Origin of the sequence: Paenibacillus sp. V4I9 (assembly GCF_030817295.1) — a bacterium.
Classification (GTDB): Bacteria; Bacillota; Bacilli; order Paenibacillales; family NBRC-103111; genus Paenibacillus_E.
Genome location: NZ_JAUSZE010000001.1, coordinates 6,856,115 through 6,870,868, shown reverse-complemented (window position 1 = coordinate 6,870,868; position 14,754 = coordinate 6,856,115). Strand labels below are relative to the sequence as shown.

12 protein-coding genes are annotated in these 14,754 nt (G+C 43.6%); 10 read left to right on the top strand and 2 right to left on the bottom strand.

All coding sequences use genetic code 11. The annotated features are described in order from the left end of the window. The first annotated feature begins 9 nt into the window (after nucleotides 1-9). Nucleotides 10-228 carry a hypothetical protein gene (locus tag QFZ81_RS31485; RefSeq protein WP_307605834.1) on the top strand — a complete coding sequence of 73 codons (219 nt, stop codon included), beginning with the start codon at nucleotides 10-12 and terminating at the stop codon, nucleotides 226-228. Nucleotides 229-1,066: 838 nt separating this feature from the next. On the opposite strand, the gene QFZ81_RS31480 is transcribed toward QFZ81_RS31485, so the two are convergent. Continuing rightward, nucleotides 1,067-1,963, bottom strand: a complete 897-nt coding sequence (locus QFZ81_RS31480) for an AraC family transcriptional regulator (RefSeq protein ID WP_307438075.1) — start codon at nucleotides 1,961-1,963, stop codon at nucleotides 1,067-1,069. 122 nt (nucleotides 1,964-2,085) lie between these two features. Between QFZ81_RS31480 and QFZ81_RS31475 the strand changes: the two genes are divergently transcribed. The 9 genes from QFZ81_RS31475 (at nucleotide 2,086) to QFZ81_RS31435 (ending at nucleotide 12,264) form a co-directional block, all read left to right on the top strand. Continuing rightward, nucleotides 2,086-3,162: a Gfo/Idh/MocA family protein gene (locus tag QFZ81_RS31475; protein WP_307605832.1), complete on the top strand. Its 1,077-nt coding sequence runs from the start codon at nucleotides 2,086-2,088 to the stop codon at nucleotides 3,160-3,162. Between the two features lie 22 nt (nucleotides 3,163-3,184). After that, complete coding sequence (locus QFZ81_RS31470; RefSeq protein ID WP_307605830.1) at nucleotides 3,185-4,021, top strand: sugar phosphate isomerase/epimerase family protein; 837 nt, start codon at nucleotides 3,185-3,187, stop codon at nucleotides 4,019-4,021. Nucleotides 4,022-4,111: 90 nt separating this feature from the next. Then, nucleotides 4,112-5,902 (top strand): sensor histidine kinase, encoded by a 1,791-nt coding sequence (locus QFZ81_RS31465; RefSeq protein WP_307605828.1) that lies wholly within the window; start codon nucleotides 4,112-4,114, stop codon nucleotides 5,900-5,902. Further along, nucleotides 5,895-7,445, top strand: coding sequence for a response regulator transcription factor (locus tag QFZ81_RS31460; protein WP_307605826.1), 1,551 nt, complete (start codon nucleotides 5,895-5,897; stop codon nucleotides 7,443-7,445). Before QFZ81_RS31465 ends, QFZ81_RS31460 begins: the two co-directional genes overlap by 8 nt. Nucleotides 7,446-7,591: 146 nt before the next feature. Next, complete coding sequence (locus tag QFZ81_RS31455) at nucleotides 7,592-8,548, top strand: ABC transporter permease (RefSeq protein WP_307438088.1); 957 nt, start codon at nucleotides 7,592-7,594, stop codon at nucleotides 8,546-8,548. A gap of 16 nt (nucleotides 8,549-8,564) precedes the next feature. Beyond that, nucleotides 8,565-9,467 carry a carbohydrate ABC transporter permease gene (locus QFZ81_RS31450; protein ID WP_307438089.1) on the top strand — a complete coding sequence of 301 codons (903 nt, stop codon included), beginning with the start codon at nucleotides 8,565-8,567 and terminating at the stop codon, nucleotides 9,465-9,467. Nucleotides 9,468-9,554: 87 nt separating this feature from the next. After that, nucleotides 9,555-11,237 (top strand): ABC transporter substrate-binding protein, encoded by a 1,683-nt coding sequence (locus QFZ81_RS31445; RefSeq protein WP_307605824.1) that lies wholly within the window; start codon nucleotides 9,555-9,557, stop codon nucleotides 11,235-11,237. A 233-nt stretch (nucleotides 11,238-11,470) separates the two neighbouring features. Beyond that, nucleotides 11,471-11,953, top strand: coding sequence for a hypothetical protein (locus QFZ81_RS31440; protein ID WP_307605822.1), 483 nt, complete (start codon nucleotides 11,471-11,473; stop codon nucleotides 11,951-11,953). Nucleotides 11,954-11,979: 26 nt separating this feature from the next. Beyond that, nucleotides 11,980-12,264 (top strand): hypothetical protein, encoded by a 285-nt coding sequence (locus tag QFZ81_RS31435; protein WP_307438096.1) that lies wholly within the window; start codon nucleotides 11,980-11,982, stop codon nucleotides 12,262-12,264. 43 nt (nucleotides 12,265-12,307) lie between these two features. On the opposite strand, the gene QFZ81_RS31430 is transcribed toward QFZ81_RS31435, so the two are convergent. Next, a complete protein-coding gene (locus QFZ81_RS31430; RefSeq protein ID WP_307605820.1) occupies nucleotides 12,308-14,629 on the bottom strand; it encodes an AraC family transcriptional regulator in 2,322 nt (773 codons plus the stop codon). Nucleotides 14,630-14,754 lie beyond the last annotated feature (125 nt).

Genomic DNA, 14,754 nt, shown 5'->3' with positions numbered 1-14,754 from the left:
GACATATACATGCATGCAGCAGTTACTGAAAAACTTATTTATGGCAAAGGAATAAGAACAAATAATCAAAATACAGATAAAATACTTAGTCTGTGGGAAGAGTTTCTTCGTTTAAAATTAAAAGGTGATATATATGCAGTTTATAATAATTATTCAAGTGATTTTACAGGTGTTACGATTTGCATATTGGTTCTGAAGAGAAATTTACGGATGAAAGCAGTGTCATAATTCCAGCAGGAAACTACCATGTTGTAGAGGTAGATAATACCGATCCACAGGGAGTCTTTCATGCTTGGGTGGATATCTGGAAAAGTAATATTAGAAGAGCATATAAAACCGATTTTGAATTTTATTCTCAGGATGGCAGTATAAAGATAGTTCTATCCATTTAATCGCAAATAGTAAAAAGATCCACAACTCATTGTTGTGGATCTTTTTCTATCTTTTTGACAACAAATTATCTATTGCGTTGTAACAACAAAAATCCGCTAACACTTGACGTTTTTCTCTGGAACACGATTTTAAAACCAATGTCATGGTCTAATAAGCAGTTTAAGGCATTGATAAGCAATCCATTAGGTACTAGCGTAAATCTACAAGGTTGAGCATTGCCAATAACACGAGCAGCAATAATCCTGCGTGGTGAACCAGGAACTAGAGGGTTTCTTGTCCAACTGATCAATACTAAATCGGGCTGTTTAACAGCTTTTATACGAGCCATTCCGATCACCTCGCTTCTATATTAGATTCTCTATATTAAATGCAAAGTAGATTTATACTGTGCGAACAAAAGGCGGAGTATGAACACTGGCATACATGACAAAAAAGACCTCTCAGCTGCCGACTACGGCGTGTGAGGTCTGGGCCCGGGACTGAGAAGGTCGTTTCCGACTTCTCAGCGGGCTTTCGCTGGCGCGTGCTTCGCCAGAGTGCCAAAAAAGACCTCTCAGCTGCCGACAACGGCGTGTGAGGTCTGGGCCCGGGACTGAGAAGGCCGTCTCCGACTTCTTAGCAGGCTTTCGCTGGCGTGTGGTTACTTCCATGTGAAAGATGCCACCGAAGTCATTTATCCTTGCGTCACTCGACGACCATACTCGGCTTTGCGATAGTCCTTCGGCACGATGCCTTTGCTTTCTCGAAAAATGCGAGAAAATGTCTTATAAGACCCGTACCCGACCTCCAAGGCAATCTCCGTCACGCTCATGTCGGTGGATACTAGCAGGCTGCACGCATGGCGCAGTCGCAGATCGTGCAGGAAATGAACGAACGTTTGGCCGGTCGTTTGTTTAATGACCTCGCTGATGCGGGATACACTCATCGTGAACCGCGTAGCGAGGTCAGACAGGGCCAGATCCTCTTGATAGTTGCGGTGGATGTAGTGAATGATTGGCCACACGGAAGGACTCGTTTTCGCTCCTGAGAGCGGCGAGATGGCCGTGACTTCAGCCTGTCCAGCTTGTTTCCAACGATAACGATCGAAGCGAACAAGAATTTCCTTCAGTCTCGCCTTCAGCAGCGTCTGCCTGTAGCGTTCGTTCGCGTTGTACTCTTTGTACATATCTTCAATGAGAGCGCTCATTTGCTGTTGATCTTGCCCACTTAGCTGGACATAGCCCGGCAGGGTATTCGTATCATTAAACAGGCCGGACAAGCCTTGATCGTTCCCTGGCTCCATAAGCAGATCCATACTGAATGAGCAGTTGAATAGGACAAGATGCTCCCCCGGATCTGTGAAAATTTCATGCACCTGATAGGGCAGTACGAACGTAAAAGTGCCTGGTGTCATTGTATGTTTCACATCATTTATGGTTTCTGCTCCTCGGCCATTGACGACGTAAGAGAACTCTAGGTAATCATGGCGATGTGCCCGAAAGCCACGGTCGAGCGTATTCCTGCTGAAGTGAAAAGGGAAAGACGATTCCATATTGGGATATGTTTTTAGATAATCGGGAAAGTACGTCATAATGAGGCTGATCTCCTTCGAAAAAATGGGACGTTTTCCGAAATAACGGTACGACTTCTTGCTGCACTTATTTTACCATAAAAGGAGATCGAACAGGATGTGCATATGAGGAGGAACGAACAGTGGGAAGCGTTAACAAAATTAGAGTAGGTATTATTGGAGCGGGAAATATTGGCGGGGTTCACATTCGTGAATTTTCGAAGCTAGGCAATTTATGTGAAATTACGGCGATTACAGATGCCTATCTGCCACTCGCGGAAGCACGCGCGCTGGAACACGGTATTCCTTACGTGCCAGCTACCCCTGAAGAACTTATACAAAGTGAGAATGTAGACGCTGTTATTATCGGCGTGCCCAATATGCACCATGCTTCGCTTGCTGTACAAGCGATTGAAGCAGGCAAGCACGTGCTGATTGAGAAGCCAATGGGTATCAATGCGGAAGCGGCCAAACAAATTTACAAGGCAAGTCAAGCATCGGATAAAGTCGTCATGATCGGCCACCAAATGCGCTGGGAATCCGTGCCACTTCAGATCAAGGAGCAGGTCGATGCCGGTGAACTCGGCAAGATTTATACAGCGAAAACAGGTTGGTTCCGCCGCAAGGGTATTCCCGGTTGGGGCACCTGGTTTACGAAAATGGAGGAGTCAGGCGGGGGCCCGCTGATTGATATTGGCGTTCATATGCTGGATCTTGCCCTCTACTTGATGGGGAATCCGAAGCCAGTGTCGGTATCGGGCGCTACGTATGCCGAATTCGGGCCTCGCCGCAAAGGAATCGGAACATGGGGTACGCCGAATTGGAACGGTACGTACGACGTGGAAGATCTGGCCACTGCTTTGATTCGCATGGAAGATGGCAGCACGCTGACGCTGGAAGTGAGCTGGGCCGTGCATATGGATACGGACAATACACCGTTCGTTCACCTGATGGGAACAGAAGGCGGAGCGAGCTATCGCGGAGCTAACGGTAAGCTGTTAACGGAGAAGTTTAACAAAGCGATCGAGACCGATCTGAAGAAACCGGACGATGATGAGGGTGAACGTCTGCGCCTTAGTCTCCATTTCCTAGATTGCATTCGCGAAGGCAAACAACCGATAACATCGGCACTCTCCGGCTATACGAACAATTTAATTCTCGATGCCATTTACGAATCTTCACGAACTGGGAATGAAGTGAAGTTGAATTGGAACGAATAACATCATACTTGGAGGGAAGAACATGCTAAGAGGATTAACGGGGGCTGGACTCGGCAAGCTTGAAAGTAATGAACAATTCATAGAGTTGGCTGCAAAATATGGCTTCGGGGCTGTCGATATCGACGCGCTTGGTCTAGTAGAGAGCTACAGTGTAGATGGGGCACGTGAGCTGCTTCATAAACATGGCCTCGTCATTGGTTCCATCGGTTTGCCGGTTGAATGGCGAGGGACGGAAGAGACCTTCCGTGCAGGCTTGCCGAAGTTGACACAAGCAGCAGCCGCTGCTGCAGCACTTGGATGTACGAGCTGCTGCACATACGTGTTACCTTCAACAGATTTGGGCGCTGCGCATTTCATGGCGTTAGCTACACGCAGATTGCGTACTTGTGCTCAAATCCTAGGCGCCTACGGTATCCGTCTTGGTTTAGAGTTCGTTGGTCCGCATCATCTGCGTACCCGTTGGAAGCATCCATTCATCTGGACGCTGGATGAGACGCTGGATTGGATCGACGCCATTGGCGAGAGCAACGTAGGCTTATTGTTCGACGCGTACCATTGGTACACGAACGGGCTAACGGTGGCCGATATTGAGAAGCTTCGCGCCGAGCAGATCGTGCATGTCCACATCAACGATGCACCAGACGTTCCCGTGGAAGAAGTGCTGGATAACGGACGCTTGTATCCAGGTGAGGGTGTAATCGACTTGGCAGGCTTCCTGCAAGGGCTGCAGCGTATTGGTTATAAGGGGGTTGTCTCTCAGGAAATATTGACGGCAACGCCGCCGACAGAATCCCCCGAGAGCTTAGTTCAACGTTCGAAAGCCGGCTTCGATAAAGTGTATGCGGCAGCTGGGATTTGATTTTGCAACATAGCAGGTAATGGTTAAATAAGATTGGGCTCGCCTTGAGTAGGCTGGGCCTCTTTCTTTTTTATAGCATAGGAGGGCAGCATGGGAAATATCGCGCTAATCACAAACAATATTCAAATAAAGAAGAAGCTGATCCTATCTTATTTATTAGTTGTCTTTGTTCCTGTCTTAACGGTAGGGCTCTTGTTGACGGAATCTTTGAAGGACATGGCAATCGAACATGCCGTACAGCAGTCTATCAACAATGTCGAGAAAATAAAAAAACAAGTGGAGGAGACACTCAAAATACCGACGGACATTTCTAATAAAATCTACTTCGATAAACAATTAAAAGCTTTAGTAAGTAAAGAGTATGAATCTAATCTTGAAGTATTTCATGCGTATTCCGAGTATACCGATCTAACCGACTACATGCTTTTATACAAAGAGATTTCCGGAATCCGATTCTACACAATGAATGCAACCTTGCTTGAAAATTGGTCTATTTTTCACTTGAATACGAGCATGCTTAAAGAACCTTGGTATATGGAGGCCATTGAAAATCGCGGCAAAATTGGTTGGTACTATATACCTGATCAAACGAAGCAAGGACCAAGTTATGTTAGTCTTGTCAGGCCAATTTATTATAGCAATATGATCTTCTGCGGTATGTTGGTAATTACGATCAATCCGCAGCACTTGCATGCGACTCTTAATCAAGAGCCTTTCGAGACCATGATTCTTTCTGATCAAGATGAGGTTCTTGCCGCGAAGGACCAAACCCTTGTCGGCAGCTCGCTTAAGCAGCTCCAACTAGTCGATTCTTTCGGAAGCCAAGCGATTAAAGTTGAGGATTCGATCTACCAAGGTAAACAAGTGAAAATCATTATTCAATCCATATTCCCAGAAAATAGTAATAATAGCCTTCGTATTATTAGTGTGATTCCATTGGAAACCATATTAAAGGAGTCTCAACACATTAGTTACATCGCGTATTGGATCATATTCAGCAGTCTGCTGTTATCCATATTTTTTATTCTCTTTTTTTCAAGTGCTATGACGAAACGGATTGGTGTTTTGATCAGAGATATTCGGATGGTAGCAAGGGGGGATTTATCACATAGCTCTGTTGTTCAAGGCAAGGACGAAATCGGACAGCTCTCGCATCATTTTAATCATATGGTAACCAGCATTGATGACCTCATGAAACGGGTCGAAGAAGCTCAGCGAGAGCAGCATGCGCTTGAGCTTAAGCAAAGGGAAATTAAATTTAAAATGCTTGTTAACCAAGTGAATCCACATTTTCTGTTTAATGTGCTAGAGACGATTCGAATGAAAGCCGTTTGTCAGGAGGAAGAGGAAATTGCCAACTCGGTTAAGGCGCTTGGAAAGCTTCTTCGTCATAATCTTGAAATTGGGCATGAAGCAGTTTCACTGTTATCGGAGATTGAAATGATACACATCTATTTAGAAATTCAGAAATTCCGATTTGGCGATAAGCTCAATTATGAATTGCCTAATCAGATGGAAATTGGGGGAATTATGATACTTCCCATGCTTTTACAGCCTATTGTAGAGAATGCCATTATTCATGGTATCGAAAATAAGATCGGAAAAGGGACAGTAAGTGTCCAAATCAAGTATGAGGGTTCTACGATTAAACTTAGTGTAAGCGATGACGGGATTGGCATGGAGGCGGATAAATGCAGGGAGATTATGGCTACACTTCATAATCCAGAGGATGAACAAGGTCAGCGGATTGGTTTGCGCAATGTTCATCAGCGGATCAAGCACTACTATGGGGCTGAATATGGACTAGATCTTAGCAGCCATCCCAGATTAGGAACGAGGATCAGTATCATCATACCTATTGGAGGAAAAGAAGATGTATAAACTAATCATAATTGATGATGAACCCATCATTCGTCAAGGATTGAGGAAAATTATTGACTGGAAGTCCTTCGATATTGAGATTTGCGGTGAAGCGGATAACGGCTTGGATGGACTTCAGCTGTGTAAGGATATCAATCCTGATGTGGTGATCGTTGATATTAGAATGCCCGGTATGGACGGACTGCGGCTTATCGAAGAGGCCAGGCTGCATGGACTGCAGAGTGATTTCATCATTTTGAGCGGTTACTCCGAATTTTCCTACGCCCAAAAAGCCACGGAATATGGTGTTCGTTGTTATTTACTGAAACCGATTGAGCAGACTGAGCTGCTTACTCGCATGAATGATTTACGTGAAATATGGAAAAAGCGGACCAAAGAACAGGCGCAGCTGCAATCTTCTACACAACTTATTGTTCAACATAAGCTTCAACAATTGCTGCGTCGGGAGAGCGTTTCAGATGGAAATGAAGAAGAACAAAATCTTTTATCGTTGCATCTCGAGCTTCCGTGGAACACCTACCAAATGATTTTGATCGAATCGGAGCTCCAACAATGGGAGCCTGAGGAGATGACATACCTATCTGAGCATTTAAACAGACATATGATTAAACGCCATAGAGGTGTCGTTTTTCCCATTGGAAAGTACATTGGGATATTGTGCGAGGAAATAGATCCTTATTTAGAGCTTGATCTTTATTTATCTGAGGCTCAAGAGGCAATGGATTTGGAGCTAGTTGTTGCCATGGGGCCTAAAGTGAACCACTTTAACCAGATAGGTAAGTCTTATCAATATGCCTACGAATGCATGAAGAAGAAGTTCCTTTCTGAGAGAAAGGGCAGCATTCTTACCCCTCTTCCTGTTCAGGATCCTGTTATAACCATCGATACCTCAGCTTTTTCAATGGGGAGTTTCGCCGATCATACCTCAAAAGCGATTGTTGCGGGTAATCAAGAGCTGCTATTGGATATATTGACGGATGCTGAATCCGCAATGCTGCAGCTTGGATGGTATGAAAAACAAATCAAAGCCAGCTATATTTCCATGTACGTAGAATTGATAAAGCTCCTAACTGACATAGACGAACGGATGAAAGCCCATATGCCTACGTTAAATGAGATCGTTAAGGCCATTGACAATCAGAAAACTATGCAAGCTTTACGAGCCTTAGTCGAAAAGGAGCTGCTTGGTATTTACGAGCATTGGGTTAAAGAAAAAAGAAATAACAACTTCAATAGTATTCTCGATTATATCTCTACTCATTATTGCTCGGAGATCAACTTAGAAATGTTGGCGAAATTATTTCATTACAATAGCTCCTATTTAGGGAAATTGTTTAAGAGTCAGACAGGTGAATCGTTCAATACTTATTTGGATCGGATTCGAATGGACAAAGCCAAGCAGCTATTAATTGATGACTATAGAGTGTATGAAGTAGCTGAAATGGTAGGCTATGCGAATGTCGATTACTTTCACTTGAAATTTAAGAAAGCGATTGGAGAATCACCGACGATGTACCGGGAAAAATGGAAAACAAAAACATGAACCTGTGTGCAGATAACGCGTTAAATTGCCATTCAATATCCAATTAACAAATGATTCATATCTAGTTTTTCGGGTGTTGCAAGCGCTTTATTCCCGTTATATTTGTAGATGTAAGAACAATTATGTGACTAAAGGAGCGCGTTTAGATGGAAACCAGGAGTCAACCTCATATCGTTGCTTCAATTGGAAGGAAGAAAACGAAGTGGAAAACCGTCATTGAACAGCGGTATCTATTTCTCATGTCACTGCCTTTTGTCATTTGGATATTCATTTTCAATTACGTCCCTATTTGGGGATGGTTGATGGCATTCCAGAAATACAAGCCAGGTAAATCGTTCAGTGAGCAAACCTGGGTTGGATTCGATAACTTCGTTGCACTTTTTAATGAGCCTCACTTCTACCTGGTCTTGCGGAATACGCTTGCAATGAGCTCTATGAGCTTGGTTGTAGGATATACATTTCCAATTTTATTCGCTATTTTACTCAATGAAATTCGTTTAATTGCTTTCAAGCGAACGATGCAAACGATTTCTTATTTACCCCATTTTGTGTCATGGGTCGTGGTGGCTGGTATGGTAACGAAGATGCTGTCAACAGATGGCGGCATCGTTAACGAAATTTTGGTTGGTTTGCATATTATCGATAAACCGATTCAGTTTATGGCGCAAGGACACTTGTTCTGGGGCATTGTAACGTTATCTGATCTTTGGAAAGAAATGGGTTGGAATTCAATCATATACTTAGCTGCAATAGCAGGTATTGATCCAGAGCTATTTGAAGCTGCTAAGGTAGACGGAGCTGGGAGATTTCGACGCATTTGGCACATAACGCTTCCTGGAATTCGTCCTACCATTATGGTCATGATGGTTCTATCTATCGGGTGGTTAACCAGCATAGGGTTTGAGAAGCAATACTTGCTTGGCAACGCAATTGTACAAGATTACGCAGAGGTTCTTGATCTCTATGTGCTGAACTACGGAATCAAGCTTGCGCGCTTTTCATTCGGTACAGCGGTGGGGATTGTAAACACTATCGTCGCGATTACACTGCTTCTGACGTCTAATTGGCTATTTAAGCGTTGGACAAAAGAAAGCGTTATATAGGAGGCGATAGATAGCTATGAAGGTTGGAACTGGAAATAAATTTGGGGATGTCACGTTCGAACTATGCTTGTATGTCTGTATGGTTATTGTAGGTATTGTGACAATCTATCCGTTTTGGAACATTCTCGCGATCTCTTTCAATGATGCGATGGATAGCGTTCGAGGAGGCATCTATCTTTGGCCTCGCGTTTTCACATGGGAGAATTACAAACAGATATTTATGTATAACAATTTGATTGTTGCTTTCCAGAACTCTGTGCTTCGAACTGTGATTGGAACTGTACTTGGCGTATTCAGCTCAGCGATGGTTGCTTACGTACTAAGCCGTAAAGATTTTATTGCTAGAAAGCAAATTTCCTTGACCTTTGTTCTTACCTTGTACTTTTCTGGGGGCTTAATACCCGTGTACATGTTAATGAGAGAGCTGCATTTAATGAATACGTTTTGGGTGTATATTTTACCCGGTCTCGTCAGTGCATGGAATATTTTCATCATCCGTTCTTTTATAGACGGGCTGCCGATTAGTTTACAGGAATCGGCGAAGCTGGACGGTGCAAACGATTTGACGATCTTTTTCAAAATCATATTACCGCTGTGTAAACCTGTTCTTGCGACCATTGCTTTATTTATCGCGGTTGGGCAGTGGAACTCATGGTTTGATACGTTTTTGTACAATAGCAACTCCGAACACCTATCCACCTTGCAGTATGAATTAATGAAGATATTGGCAAACACGACAGCAGGCTCCAATAATGCCGACCTTGCACGAAGCTCTAATCCAGGGCTCTCCGCTCAGGTATCACCTGAATCCATACGGGCTGCTATTACCATAGTTGCTACGCTGCCCATTCTGATTGTATATCCGTTTCTCCAAAAGTACTTTGTCAAAGGCTTAACATTGGGGGCTGTCAAGGCGTGATCTAGATGACGTATATGATTTATTTCATTCGGTATGAGCAGGTCATCGATCTGTTACTACATAGGTACCAAAATAAGGAGGGCTAATATGAAAAAGAGCAGAAAAATGATAGCGTTCACTTTAATTGCAACATTGGCATTGACAGGCTGCAGTATGATGGGTGAAGGTTCAAAAGATACGAAGACAGTGGGGAATTCGACCACCAAAGATGACAAATCTCCAATCACAATAACCATGTTTAGTGCTGATCAAAACACGAACTATGAGAACATGCAAAGCCCGGTCGGCAAAAAGATTACGGAACTAACCGGCGTTACCCTCAAAATTGATTATCCGGTTGGGGATCCGAAACAAAAGGTAGCCCTTATGGCGGCAAGCGGGGAATATCCTGATCTTATTTTTGCGAAAAACGATTCAAATATCATTGCAGATGCTGGCGGGTTCGTTGATCTTGCTCCGCTGATTGATAAGTATGGGCCTAATATCAAAAAGCTGTATGGCGATTACTTGAAGCGATTGAAGTGGAGTAAGGATAATAAAGCGATTTACTATCTAGGTACATTTGGAGTCAATGAACAGCAATGGGAGCCAAAAGATGGTTTTCAACTGCAGCATCAGGTTGTCAAAGAACTTGGTTATCCTAAACTCAAAACGGTGACGGATTACGAGAATGCCATTAAAACCTTTAAAGATAAACACCCTACAATTGATGGGAAACCTACGTTAGGACTATCGTTACTCGCAGATGATTGGCGGATAGCCCAATCTGTTACGAATCCAGCCGTTTTTGCAACCGGGGGTTCTGACGACGGGGAATGGTATATCGACGAAAAAACACAAAAGCCGGTGCTCCATTTAACGCGTCCTGAAGAAAAAGAATACTTCAAATGGCTCAATCACATGAATGATATTGGACTTTTGGATCCAGAAAGCTTTGTTCAGAAATACGATCAATATAAAGCGAAAATTGCTTCCGGTCGTGTGCTCGCTATTATCGATTCCAAATGGCAGTATTTAGAAGCAGAACAATCTTTGAAGCAAGCAGGAAAAAATGAACTAACGTATGGCATGTATCCCATTACATTAAATGAAAGCTTTAAGAACAAAAACTTCCAAAGCGCAGGTTACTCAGCAGGTTGGGGAGTTGCCATTTCCAAGTCTGCTAAAGATCCGGTGCGTATTATTAAATTCCTGGATTGGTTAGCTTCTGATGAAGCACAAATTTTGAATAATTGGGGAATTGAAGGCGTTCATTACAAAATAGAGAATGGCAAACGTGTCGTTCCTAAGGAAGAAATGGATCAACGTGTGAAGGACCCTCAATATGGGAAGAAAACAGGAATAGGCGTATACGGTTATCCATTCTCTCAGTACGGCGATGGTGTGAAGGATCCTTCCGGCCAAACGTATACGATTAAAAGTGAGCAGCAAATTATTGACGGTTATACAACGGTAGAGAAAGAGGTCCTTGCTAAGTACAATGTGAAGATGTGGCAGGATCTTTACCCTAAAGCTTCTGAATTCCCAAGTAAACCTTGGGGGGCGGCGTGGCAAATCAATATTCCTCAAGATACGGATGGAGCCATCATTTTCCAGAAAATTATGGAGCTGTCTAGAAAGCGAATTCCGGAACTCATCATGGCAAATCCGAAAAAGTTCGACGAGTTATGGGACTCCTTCCAAAAAGAACTTGAGCAAGCTGGTGTGAAAAAGTTGGAAACGCAATTTGATGCTCTCCTAAAAGAGCGTATTAAGATGTGGAACGAATAGCTTGTAGTTATAGGATGAACGGTGGAAGACTGCCGCTATTGTCAAATGGACATAGCAGCAGTCTTCTTATTTTTCCAACAAGAAAGCGAACCAAATGGAGCCCATTTTCCATTCGACAAAGGTTCCTAAAATCCACCCCTATGGAATGACAACCTTTTTATCCATTTTCTTATAGTATTTTCTTGTCCATAGACACAACACATCACGAATTTAAAGGAGATATCAAAGGGGAAATGGAACAAGAAGACTATATCGCAGAGGCAACCTTCCATGCTAACATTTCATACCTCATTCAAGCCCAAACGAAAAAGCAAGCCTTAGAACAGGTGGCATACGAATTAGACAAAACCAACATCCAGCTTAGTGAAATTACGCTAGAAAATGAATTAGGGGACTCCAACGTTTTTACGGTTCAAGAAGTTGAAAAAATGGATTGGTATGATGTGGATCATACAGAGTGCTGTAACCAATTTAGGGTATTTGGATGTATGCAGCTGCTTATTGTCCTACGGAAACAGAGTGACACTATGAAAGATGTCGAACAAGTAACCTACCATATGTCTCAGTCACTTGTATACGATAAACCAGTTTTGACGATATCAGAAGGCTATAAGCACATATTTTTAACCGTTTCACAACATAAAATGGAGTGGAAAACCAAGCTTCAGGAGACAGAAACGGAAACGGAAACAGTGCTTTTGAGTAAACTTGCCTAACAATAAATGAAAGAGAGGATACGATCATGCAAATCAAAAAGAAAAACGACATTGGTGAGATTTTGGACAATTTTTCATCGTTTGCGAAATGGGACGCTTCAGGAGAGAAACTATACCTAGTGTTTGCTGACAACAAACGCGGAGGGCAATGGACTTTGATGAACTACTCGGATGATCGTTTCAGCGTTCATGGACTTGGCCAAGACTATGCAGATGAGAAAGAATCGTTCTTTGAAGAACGTAACAGCGTTGTATCGTTTCTATGGGATAATCGTGCTGCACTCAAAGCAGCGGTCAAACCAACAACCTAGCATTTGGTAGCTAGGATTAGGACAAGCAAGGAAGGCAAGGAACCTACCCACTAGGTGCCGAGCCTTCTTTCTTTTTGTCCCGATATTGGCCGGGTGTTAATCCTTCTTGCTTGCGGAACGAACGAATGAAGTTTTGTGAATTGTTATAGCGCAGCTTGGAAGAGATATCTTTGATCGGCATATCAGTTTCGGACAGCCATTTTTTAGCCATGTTGAACCGGTATGTCGACAAGTAGTCACTGAAGGAACAGTTCGTTTCTTTGCGGAAAATACTGCTCAAATAATTCGCGTTATAATGCAGCCGGGAGGCGCACTCTTCAAGCGTCAGATCGGTGTCGTAATAGTGCTGCACAAGATCAATAATCTTCTCAGAAATGTTGTGGTACTGGGCATCCTGCCGGTCGCGATAAATGCGAATCAGCGGGTGAATGACCTCTGTCCAGAACCAGTCTTCGATTTCGGCTGTCATATGCAAATTCAGGAGCTCCTCGAAGAGGGACCCTTTGTTCGGATGAATTTGATTCAAGCTGATTCCGGATTCCTGCATCACCATGAGCAGGTTGTTGAGCAGTCTTGCCAGTGGAATTTGATACTCCTGCGGCGTCAGCGGAGCTGCGAATACGGCTTGCAGCAGCTGTTTTAGCAGCTCTTTGGACTTATCCTTTTCGGCAAGCTTGACCGCATCAATCAATTCATTTTCGATAGGCTTCGGATAGTTTAAATTCAAGTAATGCTTCCCTGAGTTAATATTTTCATATTGAATGATGATGCCCTCACCCAGCTTGATGCGATGCTTCAAAGCCTCCAGACCTTCCCGATAGGCAATCGACATCTGTGAGAAAGTATGAATCGGGAGGCTCATCCCAATGCTGACGTGGAGATTCAGGAAGCTATAAATATGCTGCTGCATCTGCTCGGTTAATGCATATACGGTATTGCGAAAGGCGGCTTCTTCGCTATCGGTACTTCCAATCAAGGTGACCACGGTCTGGTCTATAATGATGGGAGCGAGACGCTGCTGGGAAGGAATCAGTTCCTCGATCATATTGTGCACAGCGAAGAGCAGCAGCTCCATATCCCGTTTTTCGTAACGCGTATTATCGATAGAATCGATCTGCATCGTGATCACTGACATCGTTTTCCACTCTTCAATGTGCTTGTTATAGCCGAACTGCGCCAGCTTCTCCAGCAGCTCGCTCTGTTTGATATGCCCTTGAAAAGCCTTGATTAAGAAAAACGTCCGTACCTGGCCGATATGCTGGTGGACTTCTCTTTCCAGTTGGGACTTCGATTGGAACAAGGTATGGACATGCTCGCTGATCATCTGGAACTCGTTGGCCTTCCGCTTCTGATTCACGGTCACAAGCCCTCCGATTTGGTTCAAAAGAAGCTGAATAGGCGAATACATTTTGCGCGAACCTAGCCAAGCTAAGACCATGGAGAGGAGCAGCATCAGGACGCATACATAGATCGTATAGGTTCCAATTTTACTGGATTCCTTCGTCAAACTGTCGATGGAGGTTAAGGATAAGTAGGTCCAGTTGTTGAGGTTGGAACGCAGGAAGCTGACGGAATAGGGCTTCTCGTTAATATCCGCTGAGAACTGGCCCATTGGCGCCTCTAACTGCTTCAAATCTGTTAGCCCAGCTTCAGTGATAGATTTACCGATGAGATTTGCATCCGGATGCATGAGAATCCGATTCTGTTCGTCCATAATCAGGATGTCATCCAGATTCTCGGTATCATTTTTAATCAGATCCTGCAGGCTGCAGGCAGGAATGTTAGCCAGAGCCAAGCCGTATTTCTCCAGACCGGTGGTGGGCAGCTTTTTAACTAGAGAAATACTGTACTCACAGGTAACGCTTCGCGCATTTTCTTCCGTGAAAAACCACTTGGATGGATTAAGCGTCCAAACGCTGTTCTCCTGCGTGTTCATCAGACTCATAAGCTTATCGTGATATGGGTAGCTGTCATAGCGGTACAAGCCCGAATTCTTAATCATCCAGTTTTCCCTGGCATTGATCAAGATGACATCTTCCAGTTTGGTATCAAAAGATTGCATATACCGAATTTCGCTGCGCAGATCGTCATACATCATGAAATCGTTTACAGTAAGGGGCATGTCCATCGCCTTTTTGAGTACGGTGGAATTGATGACCTGATTAAGTGTATGGTTGACAGTCGTTAATTTCTGCTCTACATTGGAGTTGATTTGGGTGATCAACTGCATTTTACCTTCGTTGACATTCTTTTGAATTTCGCTCGACGAGGTGACGAAGGCGAAAGCGCCGATGAAGATCACCGGCAGAGTGCTGAGCAGGAACCCGAATATGGTCATTTTGCTAAGGAAACTTAAAGAGCGCATCGCATCCAACACCTATCTATCTTGAGGATGATTATTCAGACTATCTATGTATTGTAGTCAAGACAGGCGTTAAGAGCAACAATCATCTGAGTGACGGATAATCATTTTCTCTGAATTTGACTATA

What these genes read in the sequence shown, in the direction of transcription:
- QFZ81_RS31440 (WP_307605822.1), top strand. Translation starts at nt 11,471, where the DNA reads ATGGAACAAGAAGACTATATCGCAGAGGCAACCTTCCATGCTAACATT.
- QFZ81_RS31480 (WP_307438075.1), bottom strand. Translation starts at nt 1,963, where the DNA reads ATGACGTACTTTCCCGATTATCTAAAAACATATCCCAATATGGAATCG.
- QFZ81_RS31435 (WP_307438096.1), top strand. Translation starts at nt 11,980, where the DNA reads ATGCAAATCAAAAAGAAAAACGACATTGGTGAGATTTTGGACAATTTT.
- QFZ81_RS31460 (WP_307605826.1), top strand. Translation starts at nt 5,895, where the DNA reads ATGTATAAACTAATCATAATTGATGATGAACCCATCATTCGTCAAGGA.
- QFZ81_RS31485 (WP_307605834.1), top strand. Translation starts at nt 10, where the DNA reads ATGCATGCAGCAGTTACTGAAAAACTTATTTATGGCAAAGGAATAAGA.
- QFZ81_RS31450 (WP_307438089.1), top strand. Translation starts at nt 8,565, where the DNA reads ATGAAGGTTGGAACTGGAAATAAATTTGGGGATGTCACGTTCGAACTA.
- QFZ81_RS31465 (WP_307605828.1), top strand. Translation starts at nt 4,112, where the DNA reads ATGGGAAATATCGCGCTAATCACAAACAATATTCAAATAAAGAAGAAG.
- QFZ81_RS31470 (WP_307605830.1), top strand. Translation starts at nt 3,185, where the DNA reads ATGCTAAGAGGATTAACGGGGGCTGGACTCGGCAAGCTTGAAAGTAAT.
- QFZ81_RS31455 (WP_307438088.1), top strand. Translation starts at nt 7,592, where the DNA reads ATGGAAACCAGGAGTCAACCTCATATCGTTGCTTCAATTGGAAGGAAG.
- QFZ81_RS31445 (WP_307605824.1), top strand. Translation starts at nt 9,555, where the DNA reads ATGAAAAAGAGCAGAAAAATGATAGCGTTCACTTTAATTGCAACATTG.
- QFZ81_RS31430 (WP_307605820.1), bottom strand. Translation starts at nt 14,629, where the DNA reads ATGCGCTCTTTAAGTTTCCTTAGCAAAATGACCATATTCGGGTTCCTG.